Annotated in this window: 15 protein-coding genes; 13 read left to right on the forward strand and 2 right to left on the reverse strand. The window is 65.6% G+C overall.

Going from position 1 to position 17,283, the window contains the following annotated elements; genetic code table 11:
* The first annotated feature begins 177 nt into the window (after nucleotides 1-177).
* From AAHH99_RS18745 to AAHH99_RS18800, 12 genes are read left to right on the forward strand one after another with little or no spacing between them, the layout of a single operon-like run.
* Nucleotides 178-1,674, forward strand: coding sequence for an aldehyde dehydrogenase family protein (locus AAHH99_RS18745; protein WP_418770038.1), 1,497 nt, complete (start codon nucleotides 178-180; stop codon nucleotides 1,672-1,674).
* A gap of 28 nt (nucleotides 1,675-1,702) precedes the next feature.
* Nucleotides 1,703-2,911, forward strand: a complete 1,209-nt coding sequence (locus AAHH99_RS18750; RefSeq protein WP_418770039.1) for a CaiB/BaiF CoA transferase family protein — start codon at nucleotides 1,703-1,705, stop codon at nucleotides 2,909-2,911.
* Nucleotides 2,912-2,928: 17 nt separating this feature from the next.
* Nucleotides 2,929-4,107 (forward strand): Zn-ribbon domain-containing OB-fold protein, encoded by a 1,179-nt coding sequence (locus AAHH99_RS18755; protein WP_064414651.1) that lies wholly within the window; start codon nucleotides 2,929-2,931, stop codon nucleotides 4,105-4,107.
* Entirely contained in the window at nucleotides 4,104-5,273 is a 1,170-nt protein-coding gene (locus tag AAHH99_RS18760; RefSeq protein WP_064414652.1) for a thiolase C-terminal domain-containing protein, read from the forward strand. The genes AAHH99_RS18755 and AAHH99_RS18760 overlap by 4 nt, the downstream gene beginning before the upstream one ends.
* Entirely contained in the window at nucleotides 5,260-6,072 is an 813-nt protein-coding gene (locus AAHH99_RS18765) for an MlaE family ABC transporter permease (RefSeq protein WP_064350307.1), read from the forward strand. The genes AAHH99_RS18760 and AAHH99_RS18765 overlap by 14 nt, the downstream gene beginning before the upstream one ends.
* A gap of 12 nt (nucleotides 6,073-6,084) precedes the next feature.
* On the forward strand, nucleotides 6,085-6,942 hold the full coding sequence (locus tag AAHH99_RS18770; RefSeq protein WP_064416749.1) for an MlaE family ABC transporter permease: 858 nt from the start codon (nucleotides 6,085-6,087) through the stop codon (nucleotides 6,940-6,942).
* 10 nt (nucleotides 6,943-6,952) lie between these two features.
* Nucleotides 6,953-8,149, forward strand: coding sequence for an MCE family protein (locus AAHH99_RS18775; RefSeq protein WP_067083619.1), 1,197 nt, complete (start codon nucleotides 6,953-6,955; stop codon nucleotides 8,147-8,149).
* Nucleotides 8,146-9,171 carry an MCE family protein gene (locus tag AAHH99_RS18780; protein ID WP_067083617.1) on the forward strand — a complete coding sequence of 342 codons (1,026 nt, stop codon included), beginning with the start codon at nucleotides 8,146-8,148 and terminating at the stop codon, nucleotides 9,169-9,171. The genes AAHH99_RS18775 and AAHH99_RS18780 overlap by 4 nt, the downstream gene beginning before the upstream one ends.
* A complete protein-coding gene (locus AAHH99_RS18785; RefSeq protein ID WP_064414703.1) occupies nucleotides 9,171-10,274 on the forward strand; it encodes an MCE family protein in 1,104 nt (367 codons plus the stop codon). The genes AAHH99_RS18780 and AAHH99_RS18785 overlap by 1 nt, the downstream gene beginning before the upstream one ends.
* Complete coding sequence (locus AAHH99_RS18790) at nucleotides 10,258-11,754, forward strand: MCE family protein (RefSeq protein WP_067083615.1); 1,497 nt, start codon at nucleotides 10,258-10,260, stop codon at nucleotides 11,752-11,754. The genes AAHH99_RS18785 and AAHH99_RS18790 overlap by 17 nt, the downstream gene beginning before the upstream one ends.
* A complete protein-coding gene (locus tag AAHH99_RS18795) occupies nucleotides 11,751-13,085 on the forward strand; it encodes an MCE family protein (RefSeq protein ID WP_067083614.1) in 1,335 nt (444 codons plus the stop codon). Before AAHH99_RS18790 ends, AAHH99_RS18795 begins: the two co-directional genes overlap by 4 nt.
* Entirely contained in the window at nucleotides 13,085-14,767 is a 1,683-nt protein-coding gene (locus AAHH99_RS18800) for an MCE family protein (RefSeq protein WP_418770040.1), read from the forward strand. Before AAHH99_RS18795 ends, AAHH99_RS18800 begins: the two co-directional genes overlap by 1 nt.
* Nucleotides 14,768-14,813: 46 nt before the next feature.
* Here AAHH99_RS18800 and AAHH99_RS18805 read toward each other — a convergent pair whose 3' ends face one another.
* A complete protein-coding gene (locus AAHH99_RS18805; protein ID WP_231967455.1) occupies nucleotides 14,814-15,338 on the reverse strand; it encodes a hypothetical protein in 525 nt (174 codons plus the stop codon).
* A gap of 93 nt (nucleotides 15,339-15,431) precedes the next feature.
* On the opposite strand from AAHH99_RS18805, the gene AAHH99_RS18810 reads away from it, so the two are divergent.
* A complete protein-coding gene (locus tag AAHH99_RS18810) occupies nucleotides 15,432-15,839 on the forward strand; it encodes a hypothetical protein (protein ID WP_064414715.1) in 408 nt (135 codons plus the stop codon).
* Between the two features lie 90 nt (nucleotides 15,840-15,929).
* Here AAHH99_RS18810 and AAHH99_RS18815 read toward each other — a convergent pair whose 3' ends face one another.
* Nucleotides 15,930-17,210, reverse strand: coding sequence for a cytochrome P450 (locus AAHH99_RS18815; RefSeq protein ID WP_064414698.1), 1,281 nt, complete (start codon nucleotides 17,208-17,210; stop codon nucleotides 15,930-15,932).
* Nucleotides 17,211-17,283: the final 73 nt, after the last annotated feature.

The raw sequence follows: 17,283 nt of genomic DNA on the forward strand, positions 1-17,283 counted from the left end.
CGGGGGCGTGGCGATTCGCACTGGTGAGACGTTCGACGGAAGATTGTCGCACCGTTATGCGCAGGCAGTGGCGATTCCGATCATTTCCTTGAGTTCTCTTCGTGCGAATGTATGATTCGCCGGGGATGAGAATGAAGTTTCCATCACACTACGAAAACCCCACGTCTGAGGAGGATGATGCAGGAAGCGACCCTCGTCTCGAGCTCCGAACCTGCCGCCGGAACAGTCGGCGTCGATCGCCGGTTGCTGATCGGCGGACAGCTGCTCGAAACCTCCCGGACGTTTCCCTCCATCAACCCGGCCACCGGCGAAGTGCTCGGGCACGCACCGGATGCCACCGTGGCCGATGCCGAAGCGGCCGTCGCAGCCGCGCGTCGCGCCTTCGATGAGACCGAGTGGTCGACCGATGTGGACCTGCGTGTCCGGTGCCTCGAGCAGTTTCACCGGGCGCTCGTCGAGCACCGTGACGAGCTCGCCGCGCTGACGATCGCCGAAGTCGGCGCCACCGAAGCGCTCTGTCAGGGTGCGCAGCTGGACCAGCCGATCGAGATCGTGCGGTACTACGCCGAGCTGCTCAAGACCTATCCGATGACCGAGGATCTCGGGAACATCGAAAGCCGCGGTATGCAGCACCACCGGTGGGTGGAGAAGGAAGCCGGGGGCGTGGTGGCCGCGATCATCGCCTACAACTACCCCAATCAGCTCGCGCTGGCGAAGCTGGCACCGGCGCTGGCCGCCGGCTGCACGGTGGTTCTGAAGTCGGCGCCGGACACTCCGTTGGTCACGCTGGCTCTGGGTGAGCTGATCGCCAACCACACCGACATCCCCGCCGGTGTGGTGAACGTGCTCAGCGGCGCCGATCAGGAGGTGGGCGCCGCTCTGACCACCAGCCGAGACGTCGACATGGTGACGTTCACCGGGTCGACCCCGACCGGGCGCCGGATCATGGCTGCCGCCAGCGAAACCCTGAAGAAGGTCTTCCTCGAGCTGGGCGGCAAGTCGGCGGCGATCGTGCTCGACGACGCCGACTTCAACATGGCCGCATTGTTCAGCGCATTCAGCATGGTCACCCACGCCGGTCAGGGCTGCGCGCTGACCTCGCGGCTGCTGGTGCCGCGCACGCACCACGACGAGATCGTCGAACTGGTCAAGAACAACTTCGGCCTGGTCCGCTACGGCGACCCGGCCGAACAGGGCACCTACATGGGGCCGCTGATCAGCGAGAAGCAGCGCGACAAGGTCGACGGGATGGTCAAGCGCGCGGTCGAGGCCGGGGCCAAGCTGGTGACCGGCGGCGAGAAGGTCGACCCCGGCTACTTCTATACGCCCACGCTGCTGACCGACGTCGACCCCGACAGCGAGATCGCCCAGGAGGAGGTGTTCGGGCCGGTGCTCGTCGTCATCGCCTACGACGACGACGATGATGCGGTCCGAATCGCCAACAACTCCATCTACGGCCTGTCCGGCGCCGTGTTCGGCAGCGAGGACCGCGCGCTCGCGGTCGCCCGGCGCATCCGCACGGGAACGTTCTCCATCAACGGCGGCAACTATTTCAGCCCCGACAGCCCGTTCGGTGGTTACAAGCAGTCCGGCATCGGTCGCGAGATGGGCAGGGCGGGTCTCGAGGAGTTCCTGGAGTCCAAGACGTTCGCAACGGTGGTGACCGGCGGCTGATGAGCGCTTGCGCGAGGAGGAGACAGCTGTGAGTGGACCGTTGGACGGCATCCGCGTCCTGGAAGTGGCGATGTACGGGTTCGTCCCCTCCGCGGGTGCGGTGCTGCGGGAGTGGGGCGCCGACGTGGTCAAGGTCGAACATGCGGTGACCGGTGACCCGCAGCGCGGGCTGCGGCAAACCGGGCTGCTTCGCGTCGAAGGCGACCCCAACCCGAACATCGAACACGCCAACCGCGGCAAGCGCAGCATCGGCCTCGACATGTCGGTGCCCGAAGGCAAAGAAGTCCTGCTCGAACTTGCCCGTCGGGCAGACGTCTTCCTGACGAGCTTCCTGCCGGGGCACCGGCAGCGGTTCGGCATCGACGTCGACGACATCCGGGCGGTCAACCCCGCCATCATCTACGCCAGGGGCAGCGCACTCGGCCCGCGAGGCGAGGAATCCGTCAAGGGCGGTTACGACATGACCGCATTCTGGTGCCGCGCGGGCACCGCGGCCACCATCACGCCACCCGGCACACCGGGCATGGTCGGCCCCCCGGGACCCGCCTACGGGGACACGATCTCGGGCACGAACCTTGCGGGCGGCATCGCCGCGGCACTGCTCAAACGCGAGCGCACCGGCGAGCCGTCGGTGGTCGACGTGTCGCTGCTCGGAAGTGGCCTCTGGTCGCTCGGGCACACGGTCGCGCTGACCAAACATCTCGGCCAGCGCATGGAGGCCTTCCCGCCGGGTGTGCACGGTTCGCCGATCAACCCGCTCGTGGGGCTGTACCCGACGGCCGACGACCGCTACATCTCGTTCGTGATGATGCAACCCACGAAGTTCTGGGCCGACGTCTGCAAACACATGGGCCTCGACGAACTCGCCGATGACCCGCGCTTTGCCACAGCGGAGTCGATCGCCGAGAACACCGAGGCGGCGGCCGAGATCCTCAAGGAGGCGATGTCGAAGCGTCCGCTCGCGGAGTGGAGCGAACGGTTCGCGACGTTGCACGGGCCGTGGGCGCCGGTGCAGGACACGCTGCAGGCGGCCGAAGATGCCCAGATCCGCGCCAACGATTATCTGGTGCAGGCCGGCGAACTCGAACTGGTTGCCAATCCGGTCCAGTTCGATGTCAGCGCACCCCAGAGCGGACCCGCCCCGGGGTTCGCCGAGCAAACCGACGAAATATTGCTGGAACTCGGCTTGGATTGGGACCGCATCATCGAACTGAAGACGGCCGGCGCCGTCACCTAGAACGCGAAAGACAGCCCATGCCCTACGTCGCCTCGATCGGCACATACCTGCCGTGCTGGGGTGCGCCGCTACACCGCGAACCCGGTGACGACGAGGACGCGATAACCCTCGCCGTCGAGGCGGGACGCGCGGCGCTGCTCGCCAGCGGGGCGGTCGAGCGCGTGGTGCTGGTCAGCCGCGATCTGCCCCTGCTCGACAGCAGCAATGCGGCGGTCCTGCTGGCTGGGCTCGGGCTGGACCCGGAACTCGAGGTCGACGAGCGCCTCGGTGGCGCACCCGCGACGCTCGACGCGGTCAGTTCGGCGCGGCCGCGGACGTTGATCATCGGCACCGACCTCGATCCGGCCGGAGCGGCGGCGATACTCACCGCGGAGCGGGGGCTACAGGTGCGCACCGCGGCCCGCGTGGCGCGCAGCCTTCCGGTGCGCACCCGCAAGGCCACCGGTGACGTGCACGACTACGGCGACCCCCGGCTCCTGCACGAGCGTGGGCTCATCGCCTCTCTGGAGGCGGCTTGGCTGGACACCCCGGCGGCGGTCGCTGGTGTCGACCATTCGTGGGCGGCCGAGCTGACGATCGGGGATCCACCCCCGCTGCCGACCACCGGCGCGAGCGCCGGGTTGTTCGCGTTGGCCGGTATGGCCGAACGGAATACGACGGGCCCGCTGGTCGCCGTCGAACAAGCGAGCCTGTCCGGAATCACGGTCACCGGTGGCGTCGCGGAGCTGAACCGGCGCGAGCCGGCCGCGCGCCCCCAACCGGCGGGCACCATCGTCGGCGACGCCCAGATCCCCATCTCACTCGCTGCCTACGAGCGGGCGTTCGAGGCCAAGGTGCGCTGGGAGGCCGGCCGTCACCCGGGTTCCGACGAGCTCGACTTCCCGCCCCGGTACCGGCTGGCCGACAATGCCACGCTTTCGAGCGGGTATGAGCTGATTCCGTTGCCGCGCACCGGAACCGTCTACACCGAAACCACCGTGCACATCCCGGTGCCCGGTCTGCGCTCGCCCTACTCGCTGGTGATCGTCTCGCTCGACGGTGTCGGCGTACGGGCGCTGGTAAAGGTGACCGGCGCCGAGCCTGGGTCCGTGGACATCGGCACGCGCGGGCGACTCGCGTTGCGCCGCCTCGCCATTCGGTCCGGAGTACCCGACTACGGGTACATGTTCGAGCCGGAATCGGTGGCCGCCGCATGAGGCGGGTCGCGATCGTCGGCGCCGGGATGACCGCCTTCGGCGAACATTTCGCGCTTGGGCTCAAGGATCTTCTGCCGATGGCCTTCGCCGAGTGCGCGGCCAGCGTGGACAAAGGCTTGAAGAAGTCGGACCTGCAGGCGGCGTGGTTCGGCGCGATGGGCACCGCCGACGGTTTCCCGGCGGGCATCCTGGCCGACACGCTGGGCCTGCCGGACCTCCCCGTCACCCGCGTCGAGAACTCGTGCGCCACAGGCAATGACGCGATCCGCAACGCCCTGTTCGGCGTCGCGTCCGGGGCGTTCGACGTAGCGCTGGTGATGGGCGCCGACAAGTTGCGCGACACCACGTCGCGGGACATGTTGTGGGAGTGGGAGGCGATGGCCCGCGACATGGCGTGGGACTACCCGCTGGGGGTGGTCTCGCCCGCAGGATTCGCGCTACACGTCCGCCGCTATCTGCACGAGGCACCGGCGACACAGGAACACTTGGCGATGGTTGCCGTGAAGAATCACCGGCACGGGGCGAACAACCCCAAGGCGCGACTGCGATTCGAGATCACCGTCGAACAGGCGATGGCCGCACCCGTCGTCGTGACCCCGTTCCGGCTCTATGACTGCGCACCGCAGAGCGACGGCGCGGCCGCCCTGATACTGGCGTCCGAAGACGTCGTCGACCGATTCACGAACCGCCCGGTATGGATTCGCGGAGTCGGGCTCGGCCTCGATTCGGTGATGCACCAACACAAGGCGGACATGACCACGATGCCCGCGACCGTCCGGGCCGCCAAACAGGCTTTTGAGATGGCCAGTCTTGTTCCTGGCGATGTTCATGTGGCTGAAGTTCACGATTTCTTCACGGGCATCGAATTGATCAGCTATGAAGATCTCGGATTCGCCGAGAGGTTCGGGGGCCACAAACTCGTCGAAGCGGAAGAGACGACCATCGGCGGGGGGTTGCCCGTGAACCCGAGCGGAGGGCTGAAGTCCAAGGGGCATCCGCCCGGCGCGACAGGCGTCGCGCAGTGCGTCGAGCTGTTCGCACAGCTTCGCGGCGAAGCCGTGAACCAGGTGGACGGTGCTCGGATCGGCCTTGCCCATAACATTGGCGGGCCAACGGCGGTGGCGGCGGTGACCATCCTGGAAGGAGACGGCAATGGCGCAAGCTAGTGGCCCGGAAAGATGGTCGGCGGGTCTGCCGCCGTTGCGGAATTTGGCCGGGCCGATGCAGGCGGTCGGGGCGTTGTTTGCGATGTCGGCTGATGCGGTGCGGTTTGTGTTTCGCCGGCCGTTTCAGTGGCGGGAGTTTTTGGAGCAGTGTTGGTTCATTGCTCGGGTGTCGTTGGCGCCGACGTTGTTGGTGGCGATTCCGTTCACGGTGTTGGTGTCGTTCACGCTCAACATTTTGTTGCGCGAGTTGGGTGCTGCGGATTTGTCGGGGGCGGGGGCGGCGTTTGGTGCGGTGACCCAGGTGGGCCCGATCGTGACGGTGTTGATCGTGGCTGGTGCGGGCGCGACGGCGATGTGTGCGGATTTGGGGTCGCGCACGATCCGTGAGGAGATCGATGCGATGGAGGTGTTGGGCATCAACCCGGTGCAGCGGTTGGTGACCCCGCGCATGTTGGCCTCGGGTCTGGTGGCGTTGTTGCTCAACAGTTTGGTGGTGATCATCGGGATTTTGGGTGGTTACACGTTTTCGGTGTTCATCCAGGATGTGAATCCGGGTGCGTTTGCTGCGGGGATCACGTTGTTGACCGGGGTGCCTGAGGTGATCATCTCGTGTGTGAAGGCGGCGTTGTTCGGGTTGATCGCGGGGTTGGTGGCGTGTTTTCGGGGGTTGACGATCACCGGGGGTGGGGCCAAGGCGGTGGGTAATGCGGTCAACGAGACGGTGGTGTATGCGTTCATGGCGTTGTTCGTGATCAACGTGGTCGTCACCGCGATCGGTATCCGGATGACCACGGGCTAGCGGGGGGCTGCGATGGGAACGGTTCAGGTTCTTCGTAGTACGTATCCGCGGCTGACGCGGGGGGTGCGTCGTCCGGTGGACTTTTTGGGTCGCATCGGCGATCACATGTTGTTTTATCTGCGGGCGCTGGCGGGGGTTCCGCATGCGGCGGTGCATTTCCGCAAGGAGATCGTGCGGTTGATCGCCGAGATCTCGATGGGTGCGGGCACGTTGGCGATGATCGGTGGCACGGTCGCGATCGTGGGGTTTTTGACGTTGGCTGCCGGTGGCACGTTGGCGGTGCAGGGGTATTCGTCGTTGGGCGATATCGGTATCGAGGCGTTGACCGGGTTTTTGGCCGCGTTCATCAACGTGCGTATCGCCGCACCGGTGGTGGCCGGGATCGGGTTGGCGGCCACGTTCGGGGCCGGGGTGACCGCGCAGTTGGGCGCGATGCGCATCAACGAGGAGATCGATGCGCTGGAGTCGATGGCGATCCGGCCGGTGGAGTATCTGGTGTCCACGCGCATCGTGGCCGGCATGGTGGCGATCACCCCGCTGTATTCGATTGCGGTGATTTTGAGCTTTGTGGCCAGCCAGTTCACCACGGTGGTGTTGTTCGGTCAGTCCGGCGGGCTGTACGACCACTATTTCGACACGTTTTTGAATCCGATCGATTTGTTGTGGTCGTTTCTTCAGGCGGTGCTGATGGCGATCACGATCTTGTTGATTCACACCTACTTCGGCTACTTTGCCTCCGGCGGTCCTTCGGGTGTGGGGGTCGCGGTCGGTAACGCGGTGCGCACCTCGCTGGTGGTCGTCGTGTCGGTCACCTTGCTGGTGTCACTGTCCATCTACGGTTCCAACGGCAACTTCAACCTGTCGGGATAAGGTCGCGCCGATGAAGAGCAGTGTCGTTCGCCCCCTGACGGGTCTGGGCTTGATCGTGGCCATCGGCCTGATCATCGCCCTGGCCATCAGCCTGTTCCGCGGGGACTGGGCCGATACCGTTCCGGTGACGGTGATTTCGGACCGCGCGGGCCTGGTGATGAACCCCGACGCCAAGGTGAAGATGCGGGGCGTCCAGGTTGGTCAGGTCGAGAAGATCGAGGAGCGTCCCGACGGCACCGCCGCGCTTCACCTGGCGATGGATCGGTCCGCGCTGCGGCTCATACCGGGCAACGTCGACGTAGACATCACCTCGACGACCGTCTTCGGCGCGAAGTTCGTCCAGATGAACGCGCCGACGGACCCGTCGGCGGACCGACTTCGCGCCGGGCAGGTCATCCAAAGCAAGCATGTGACCGTCGAGGTCAATACCGTGTTCCAGCAACTGGTTCAGGTCCTCGACAAGATCGACCCGGCCAAGCTCAACCAGACACTCGGTGCGATCGCGTCCGCCTTCAACGGGCGGGGCGAGAAGTTCGGTCAGACGCTGGAGGATTTCAACGCCCTGCTGGCGAAGATCGAACCGAGCCTGCCGAACCTTGCGCACGACATCGAGGCGGCGGTGCCGGCGTTCACCGCGTACGGTGACGGGTCCCAGGACCTGCTGTCGACAATCGAGAACACGACGGAGGTCAGCAATTCGATCGTCGACCAGCAGGACAACCTCGACGAGTTCTTGATCAGCGCAATAGGTTTGGCCGATATCGGCAACGACGTGATCGGTGGAAATCGGCAGGGCCTGACCGACGTAACACACCTCCTGGTGCCGACCGCCGAACTGCTCAACAGGAACAAGGCCTCGTTGTGGTGCGGAATCGGCGGACTCGTTCCGTTCTCGAAGTCCGGGCCGCAGTACTCCGGCGTCATCGTCAACGCGGGTTTGACGCTCGGCGTCGAGCGCTATCGCTATCCGCGTGACTTGCCGAAGGTCGCCGCCAAGAGCGGGGGCCGTGACTACTGCACGGAATTGGGGCTGCCGGAACTGCCGCCGGAGTTCGTGCCGCCGATGATCGTCGGTGACGTCGGAACCAACCCGAACCAGTACGGCAACGCGGGCATTCTGCTGAACTCCGAGGGCCTCAAGAACTGGCTGTTCGGGCCGCTGCCCGGGCCGCCGCGCAACACCGCGCAGATTGGGATGCCAGGATGACGCGTTCAACGGGCACGCTGATCAAATTCAGCATCTTCGGAGTGGTCATGATGGTGCTGACCGCATTCTTGTTCGTGGTCTTCAGCGAGTCGAGAACCGGTTCGACAGACGGATATTCGGCCGTCTTCGTCGATGCGTCGCGGCTGAAGGCGGGCGACAGCGTGCGGATCGCCGGTATCAGGGTCGGCACGGTGAAGAACGTGTCGCTGCAGGCCGACAGGAAGGTCCTGGTCAAGTTCGACGCCGACCGCAACACCAAGCTCACTACCGGCACCAAGGCTGCGATCCGCTATCTCAACCTGGTCGGCGACCGCTACCTGGAACTGATCGATACGCCTGACTCGGCCCGTATCCTGCCGGCCGGCGCCCAGATACCGGCCGACCGCACCGCACCCGCGCTCGACCTCGACTTGCTGCTCGGCGGCCTCAAACCCGTTATCCAGGGCCTGAATCCAGAGGATGTCAACGGGCTCACCAACTCGCTGATCCAGATCCTGCAAGGCCAGGGCGGTACCCTGGAATCACTGCTTTCGAAGTCGTCGTCGTTCACCAATTCTCTGGCGGACAACAATCAGATCGTCGAGCAGTTGATCGACAGCCTGCGCGACACGCTCGACACCCTGTCCAAGGACGGTGACGAATTCACCGGCGCGATCGACAGGCTCAGCCAACTCATCGAGGGACTGTCCGCCGACCGTGACCCGATCGGCACCGCGATCGAATCCCTGGACAACGGAACCACCTCGCTCGCAGACCTTCTCAGCCGCGGGCGGGCACCGTTGAACAACACGGTCGACCAGTTGGCCCGGTTGGCCCCGTTCGTCAACAACGACCTGGATCGCCTCGACGCGACGATCCAGCGCCTGCCCGAGATCTACCGCAAGCTCGCGCGCGTCGGCTCGTACGGGGCGTTCTTCCCGTACTACATCTGCGGTGTCACGTTCCGGGCGAGCGACCTGGAGGGCCGCACCGTGGTGTTCCCGTGGATCCGCCAAGAAACGGGAAGGTGCGTGGACGAGTAATGCTCAAGTACCGCGGTGCGCAGCTGATGAGGGCGGGTTTCATCGGCGTTGTCCTCATCGTCCTCGTCATCACGATCGGCCTGCAGCCGGAACGGCTCATCTCCTGGGCGACCTCGCTGCGCTACGAGGCGCTGTTCACCGAGGCGGGCGGGATCACGACCGGTAACGACGTCACGGTGTCCGGTATCAAGGTGGGTTCGGTCTCGTCGGTGGAGTTGGTGAACGGCGATGCGCTGGTCGGCTTCACCATCGACGGGAAGTACGCGCTCGGTTCCGACACCACCGCCCACATCCGCACCGGGACGTTGCTCGGTGAGCGCGTGCTGGCGCTGGAGTCCGACGGAAGCGGCAACCTGGACCGCACCAAGCCGATCCCCACATCGCGAACGTCGTCGCCGTATTCGTTGACCGACGCGGTCAGCGAGCTGACCGCCAACACCGCCGACACGAACACCCAGACTCTCAACCAGTCGTTGGACACCCTTGCGGCCACCCTGGATCAGGTTGCGCCGCAATTGGGTCCGACGTTCGACGGCCTGTCACGGGTGTCCAAGTCGTTGAACAACCGCAACGAAAGCCTGGCCGAACTCCTTCGGACCGCCGGCGACGTCACCGGTATCTTCGCCGAGCGCAGTCGGCAGGTCAACGAGCTGATCCTCAACTCCAACGATCTGCTCGCCGTGCTCAACGAGCGCCGCTACGCGATCACCAGCCTGCTGCGCGCCACCTCGGCGGTGTCGCAGGAGCTGACCGGCATCGTGGCCGACAACGAGGCGGAACTCGCGCCGGCGCTGAAGGACTTGAACACGGTCATAGCGATGCTGGAGAAGAACCGAGACAACCTCGCCAAGATGTTGCCCGGCGCGGCCAAGTACTACCTCACGCAGGGCGAGATCGTCGCCAACGGCGCCTACTACAACGCGCTCGTGCCCAACCTGATCTTCGGTCAGATTCTGCAGCCGTTCCTCGATTACGCATTCGGGTTCCGGCGCGGCATGAATGCAGGCCAACCGCCGGACCAGGCCGGCCCGCGGGCCGAATTGCCGTTCCCGTTCAACGGAATTCCGCAGCCAGGAGATCTTCCCGATGATGGCAACCCGTAAGCGCCTGGTGGTCAGCACAGCGATCCTGCTGGCCATCGGTCTGATCGCCGGCGCGGCCTTCCTGGTGCGCCAGGTGTTCTTCGGGCCGACCACGATCACCGCGTACTTTCCGACCGCGACCGCCATCTACCCCGGCGACGAGGTGCGGGTGTCCGGTGTCCAGGTCGGCACCATCGAGTCGATCACACCCGAGGGCACCCAAACCAAGATGACCCTCAAAGTCGATCGTGGCGTGCCGGTTCCGGCCGACGCCAAGGCCGTGATCGTTGCGCAGAATCTGGTGGCGGCACGTTACGTGCAACTCACTCCGGCGTACCGCAACGGCGACGGGCCGACGATGAAGAACGGGGCGGTCATCCCCAGTGACCGGACCGCGGTGCCCGTGGAGTGGGACGAGGTCAAGACCCAGTTGATGCGGCTTTCCGATGAATTGGGACCGCAGACCGGTGTGTCGGATACCTCGGTGTCGCGGTTCATCGACAGCGCGGCGAACGCGATGGGCGGCAACGGCGACAAGCTGCGTCAGACGCTGGCCCAACTATCTGGTGTGGCAAGGACTTTCGCCGAAGGCAGCGGGAACATCGTCGACATCATCAAGAATCTGCAGACCTTCGTCTCAGCGCTGCGCGACAGCAAGCAGCAGATCGTGATGTTCGAGAACCGGTTGGCGACGCTTTCCAGCGTCCTCGACAACAGTAGGTCCGACCTGGATGCGGCGCTGTCGAATCTCTCGACGGCGATCGGAGAGGTGCAGCGCTTCGTCGTCGGCACCCGGGACCAGACATCCGAGCAGATTCAGCGACTCGGCAGCCTCACTCAGATCCTGGTCGACCACAAGTTGGCGTTCGAGAATGTCCTGCACATCACACCGAACGCGATCGCGAACTTCCAGAACATCTTCTATCCCAACGGCGGATCGGTCACCGGTGCATTCGCGTTGGTCAACTTCAACAACCCGGTGCAGATGATCTGCGGCATGGTCGGGGCAGTCGCGAACGTCACCGCACCCGAGACCGCGAAGCTGTGCGCGCAATACCTCGGCCCGGCGCTGCGACTGCTCAACGTCAACAACGTTCCATTGCCGATCAATGCCTACCTGCGGCCCGCGGTCACCCCGGACCGGCAGATCATCACCGATCCGAAACTCGCGCCAGGGGGCGCCGGCCCGGGTGACCCGCCAGAACCGCCCCCCACAGTGTCGGCCTACACCGGTGTGGGCGATGTACCGCCGCCTCCCGGCTGGAACCAACCGCCCGGCCCGCCGGGGTTGTACACCGGCGGTGGGCCCGATGCGCCCGCGATCCCGTCCCCGGCGCTTTTCCCCGGCGCGCCGATACCCGGGCCGCCCAACGTGTTGAGCAACCTGCCCGCGCAACCGGAACCGCCGAAGTCCGTGGAGGGCATGCTGCTTCCGCCGTCACCCGCGCCGGTCGCGCCGAACACACCCCTGTTGCCTGCAGAAGGGGCGCCGCCACGATGATCCGCCGAACCGTGAAGAGATGGTCGGTCGCCGGGTCCGCCCTGGCGCTACTGGTGACCGGCTGCTCGTTCCAAGGTGTGAATTCACTGCCGCTGCCCGGCGCGGTCGGCCGCGGCCCGGACGCCGCTACCTACCATGTCCAGGTAGCGAATGTCGCGACGCTGGAGGCGAACTCGCCGGTGCTGATCGACGACGTCGTGGTCGGCAGCGTCCGCAAAATGACGGTCGACAACTGGCATGCCGACGTCGAGATCTCGGTCAAACCCGACGTGACGGTGCCGGCCAACGCGGTCGCCACCGTCGGGCAGACAAGCCTGCTCGGCTCGATGCACCTGGCCCTCAATCCGCCGCTGGGCGAAAAGCCGGAGGGCCGGCTCGCAGCCGGTGCCACGATCCCGCTGAGCGACTCGTCGACCTATCCGTCGACCGAGCGGACACTGTCCTCGTTGGCCACCGTGGTCAACGGCGGCGGACTCGGGCAGATCGGCGACGTCATCCACAACTTCAACACCGCCTTGAACGGACGTGAACCGCAGATTCGCGAATTGCTGACCAGGCTCGACAATTTCGTCGGCGTGCTCGACAGCCAGCGCGACAACATCATCGCCTCGATCCAGCAACTCAACCGCGTCGCGGGCACATTCGCCGGTCAGCGGGACAAGATCGACCGCGCACTCAAAGAGATTCCGCCGGCGCTCGACGTCCTTATCAAGGAACGGCCGAATCTGACCGCCGCGCTGGAGAAGCTCGGCCAGTTCGGGGACACCGCGGCCGGCCTGGTCAACGATGCCGGCGACGACCTGGTCAAGGATCTGGAGAACCTCGGGCCCGCGCTCGGCGCGCTTGCCGACATCGGACCCGACCTGAATCTCGCACTGCTGTGGGCGACCGCGTTCCCGTACGGTCCGACCTTCGCCGATCGGATCACCCGCGGGGATTACATCAACCTCTATGCGAGCTTCGATCTCACGTACCCCCGGCTCAAGCGGACGCTTCTGCTCGGCACCCGGTGGGGCGACGAGAACGCGAGATTGATACCGGCCCCCGGGGACCCGTACTACCTCAATTACTCCTACAGCCCGATGTCGCTCGGGGTTGCCCCGCCGCCGACCGGGCCGCCTGCCGAAGGCACGCCCGCGCCCGCGGCGCCGCCTCCGGTGGCGCAACCGCTGTTGCCGGTGGCGCCGCCACCGCCGGCAGCGCCGTGGCTGTCGCAGGCGACCACCACATCGGAGGTCTTCGCGGGTCCGTACGGGGCTGAAGCCCCGACGCCACCGGTCCCAGCGGCGCCGCCCGTGCAACCCCAACCGACCCCGGGAGGGGGTGGCTGATGCTGACGCGCTTCGTACGAAACCAGTTGATCATCTTCACGATCGCGTCGATCGTGGGTGTGACGGTGATGCTGTTCGTCTACATGCAGGTGCCGACCTTGCTCGGCGTCGGCCGGTTGACGGTGAAGATGGAACTGCCCGCCGCGGGTGGCCTCTATCGCTTCGGCAACGTCACGTACCGCGGTGTGCAGATCGGCAAGGTCACCGACGTGGCCCTGACCGAAAACGGGGCCGAGGCCACGCTGTCGCTCGACACATCGCCGAAGGTTCCCGCAGATTTACAGGCCGAAGTGCGCAGTGTCTCCGCCGTCGGCGAGCAATACGTCGACCTGCGGCCGCGTACCGACTCCGGGCCTTACTTGCAGAACGGGTCGCGAATTCCTGTCGCGGACACCATCATTCCGCAAGAGATCGGCCCGGTACTGGAGGGACTCAACCGACTGATCGGCAGCATCCCGTCAGACCGGATCGCCGACCTGCTCGACGAGTCGTTCAAGGCGTTCAACGGGGCCGGTCCCGATTTCCAATCCCTGGTGGACTCTGCGGCCAAGATCAGCGCCGAGGCCAACACCGTCTCCGACCAGACCCGCGGGCTCATCGATGACAGCGGGCCGCTACTGGAATCGCAGGCCGAGACCACCGAGCAGATCCGCACCTGGGCGAAAAGCCTTGCGGGAGTGACCGGTCAGCTTCAGCAGAACGATCCGCAGATCCGGACGCTGCTTCAGCAGGGGCCCGGCTTCGCGCAGGAGGTTTCGACGCTGCTGAACCAGATCAAGCCGACGCTGCCGATCCTGCTGGCGAATCTCACCACGGTGGGCCAGACTCTGCTCACCTACAATCCGTCGCTGGAGCAATTGCTGGTCATCTTCCCGGGCATCATCGCCGCACAGCAGTCGTTCGGGCTTCCGCAGAACAACCCCACCGGCCTCCCGATGGGCGACTTCGCGCTCACCATCAGCGACCCAACGCCCTGCACCGTCGGGTTCCTGCCTCCGTCGAGTTGGCGCTCGCCGGAGGACACCACGTCCATCGACACCCCAGACGGGCTCTACTGCAAGTTGCCGCAGGATTCGCCGATCGCGGTGCGTGGTGCGCGCAACTACCCGTGCATGGAGCATCCGGGTAAACGGGCGCCGACCGTCGAATTGTGCAACGACCCCAAGGGCTATCAGCCGTTGGCCTTGCGTCAGCACACCCTCGGTGCGTACCCGATCGACCCGAATTTGATATCCCAGGGGATCCCGCCCGACGACCGGGTGGACTTCTCCGAGCGGCTTTACGCACCGGTGGAGGGCACTCCGCTGCCTCCCGGTGCGGCCCCCGCGGGAACGCCACCGGGTATGCCGCCGCCACCGCTGCCGGTGGCCGGCGGGACCCCACATGGCTCGGCGTCGGCACCCGCTGCTGCGCCGGCACCGATCCAGGATCCGGTGGCACCGCCTCCGCCGCCCGGCAACTCGATCAACGGCACACCGATCCCGGCGCCGCCTGCAGCGGGTGGGGCGACCCCCGTTGCGCCAAGTGCGCACAGCGGCAACGCTTCCGGGGGACCGTCGGTGGCCGTCGCCCACTACGATCCGGAGACGGGTCAGTACATGACACCCGATGGCTTGCTGCCGCGGCAGACGAATCTTGCCAGCAACGAGCCGAAGTCGTGGAAGGACCTGATGCCGACCTGACCGGGGGAGCGCCCCGGTCAGGAAGCTCCGTGAAGGTGGGTGGACGTCAGATTTTCTGGACCTTGACAGGCATCTCGATCACGAGGGGCTGATTGGCGCCGCACGCACCGCTCGGGCTCTTTGTCTGATCGCGGCCCATCAGGAAGGTGGCGTTATGGTTGACCCGCTGATTGATGGTGGGGTCCCAGCCCACCAGAATGAATTTCTGGTGACCAGGTGCGAAGCTGCCGTCGGGGCACGGCAACCAGTTGGGGATATCGTGGTCGACGTACCAGAGGTCGTCGAGCCGGATCGGAGCGGTCCAGCCGAGATCACTCTGCACGGTGCCGCTGCATTCGATCGGGCTGATACAACTCGTGCTGATCGTCCAGGTCTGCTCGACCGTCTGCTGCTTGATGAAGACGTCGGCGCCACCAGGTCGCATACCGCGTTTCGCCCATTGCCCGTCCGACATCACCCGAAAGGTGCCGTTGAGCGCGACTTGATAGTCGTCGGCGAAATCGTCGGCGTGCGCCGCTGTCGCGGTGCTCAGACTTCCGGCCACAGCGATTGCGACCGCTCCGGCGGCCACGCCAAATCCACGCATGAATGCAGCTTATCGCGGTCGGTAGCCGCCCTCTCCGAAAGGGAGAATTTCCTTGTGCGCGTATGGAACAATGTGCCCGTGCGTTCCCTCGCCGCAGTGTTTGCTGCCCTGGCTACCCCCGCGTTGATGCTCACGGCGCCGACCGCCGAGGCGCAGCCGCCGTTGCCGCCGCTGCCGCCGCCGGGCGCCGAATGCAACAGCCCCAACTGCACACCGGGTATCCAGCCGGGCGTCGTGCTGGGGTCCTACTGCAACAACACGACGTACTACGCGTTCGGCGTGACGTCGTGGGGCCGGCTGGTGTTCTGCGGTTCTCCGCGCCGCTACGAGCCGCGCTGGTTCCGCTCGCCGGAGATGCACGGCGTCAAGCTCGAGAACGATCTGTGCCCGTCGATGGACGGCGAGGTCGCTCAGGCGCCGGACGGTCTCTTCCTCACCTGCGTCTCCAAGGACGGGCGCAGCTACTGGGAGCGCGGGGATCTGTAGAGTCTCGCGCCGACTGCCCGAGACTGCACACGGAACGCCGAACCTGCGGATCGTGTGATCGCTCCGCAGTTTCGGCGACCGTGGTGACGCTCAGCCGATCGGCTTGAACTCGATGTTGATCTCGGTGAGCCCGCGCAGGATGAATGTCGGCTCATAGACGTACCGGCGGTCGTCGATCGATCCGTGCTTCTCCTCGTCGACCGTGATGTCGCCCAACCGGTCGAGGAGTCGTTCGATCGAGACGCGGCCCTCCACACGCGCCAGCGGTGCACCAGGGCAGGAATGGATACCGCGGCTGAACGCGATGTGCTCGCGGACGTTCTTGCGGTCCAACTGGAACTCGTGGGGATTGTCGAACCGCTCGGGATCGCGGTTGGCCGCCCCGGGGCTGACCATCACAGTCGTGCCCGCCGGCACCGGGGTGTCGCCGAGTGTTGTTGTCTTGCGGGCCATCCGGAACACGCTCTTGACCGGGCTGTCCATCCGCAGGCACTCCTCGATGAACACCGGGATCAGGCTTCGGTCGTCGCGCAACTGCTGCTGGATGTCGGGCCGGTCGGACAGCACCCGCATCGCGGCGCCGAGCAGCTTCGCGGTGGTCTCCTGGCCGGCGGCGAACAGGAAGGTCGCTGTACGCACCACATCGACGACCTCGGGCGTGGAGCCGTCCGGATACTTCGCGATGGCGATCGAGGTGAGCACATCGTCGCGTGGGTTCTCACGACGTTCCTCGATGTAGCGCGCGAACTTCTCATCCGCCCACTCGAGCGGATTGGTCGCGATCACCTCGTGGTCGAGTCCGCCGATGTTCGTACCCGGGCGCTCGGCGCCGAATGCCTCGCGGAAGTCGTCGTGGTCCTCCTCGGGAACGCCGAGCAGGTCGGCAACCACCAACAGCGAGAACGGCTTTGCGTACGCGGCGAGGAACTCACACTTGCCGTCGGCGATGAATTCGTCGATGTGGCGGTCGGCCAGCCGCCACATGAAGTCCTCGTTCTCCTTGAGGCGCTTGGGGGTCAGCAGCCGGGCCAGGATCGAGCGCGCATCGGTGTGCTGCGGCGGGTCCATCGTGACCATGTGCTCGAACAACGGAATCTCGGTGCGGTGCTTCTCGAGTTGTTCGCAGATGTCGTCGCCCTCGGGCGTGAACGGTATCGGCGTGAACGGACCCATGACCGCGACGCAGGACGAATAGTTCTCGCTGTCCTTGTAGACGCTGTTCGCGGCCTCCCAACCGGTGACGGCGAGCACGCCGTTGTTGATCGGACAACAGACGGGATCCTTCGAGCGGATGTGGTCGTAGTACGGGTGCGGGTCAGGGATGAGGGAGGGATCGGTGAAGTAGTCAACCGAATCGAAATCTGTGGTCATGGTGTGTGAGCCCTCCAGGGGTCGACGCTGTCCCGCGTGATGGAGAGCGGACGCTGCCGCTCGTGAATCTGGC

Origin of the sequence: Mycobacterium neumannii, from assembly GCF_048452905.1 — a bacterium.
In the GTDB taxonomy this organism is placed as follows: Bacteria; Actinomycetota; Actinomycetes; order Mycobacteriales; family Mycobacteriaceae; genus Mycobacterium; species Mycobacterium neumannii_B.

Coding starts and splice junctions, on each gene's coding strand:
- AAHH99_RS18745 (WP_418770038.1), top strand. CDS start 178: ATGCAGGAAGCGACCCTCGTCTCGAGCTCCGAACCTGCCGCCGGAACA.
- AAHH99_RS18755 (WP_064414651.1), top strand. CDS start 2,929: ATGCCCTACGTCGCCTCGATCGGCACATACCTGCCGTGCTGGGGTGCG.
- AAHH99_RS18760 (WP_064414652.1), top strand. CDS start 4,104: ATGAGGCGGGTCGCGATCGTCGGCGCCGGGATGACCGCCTTCGGCGAA.
- AAHH99_RS18765 (WP_064350307.1), top strand. CDS start 5,260: ATGGCGCAAGCTAGTGGCCCGGAAAGATGGTCGGCGGGTCTGCCGCCG.
- AAHH99_RS18770 (WP_064416749.1), top strand. CDS start 6,085: ATGGGAACGGTTCAGGTTCTTCGTAGTACGTATCCGCGGCTGACGCGG.
- AAHH99_RS18775 (WP_067083619.1), top strand. CDS start 6,953: ATGAAGAGCAGTGTCGTTCGCCCCCTGACGGGTCTGGGCTTGATCGTG.
- AAHH99_RS18780 (WP_067083617.1), top strand. CDS start 8,146: ATGACGCGTTCAACGGGCACGCTGATCAAATTCAGCATCTTCGGAGTG.
- AAHH99_RS18785 (WP_064414703.1), top strand. CDS start 9,171: ATGCTCAAGTACCGCGGTGCGCAGCTGATGAGGGCGGGTTTCATCGGC.
- AAHH99_RS18790 (WP_067083615.1), top strand. CDS start 10,258: ATGATGGCAACCCGTAAGCGCCTGGTGGTCAGCACAGCGATCCTGCTG.
- AAHH99_RS18795 (WP_067083614.1), top strand. CDS start 11,751: ATGATCCGCCGAACCGTGAAGAGATGGTCGGTCGCCGGGTCCGCCCTG.
- AAHH99_RS18800 (WP_418770040.1), top strand. CDS start 13,085: ATGCTGACGCGCTTCGTACGAAACCAGTTGATCATCTTCACGATCGCG.
- AAHH99_RS18815 (WP_064414698.1), bottom strand. CDS start 17,210: ATGACCACAGATTTCGATTCGGTTGACTACTTCACCGATCCCTCCCTC.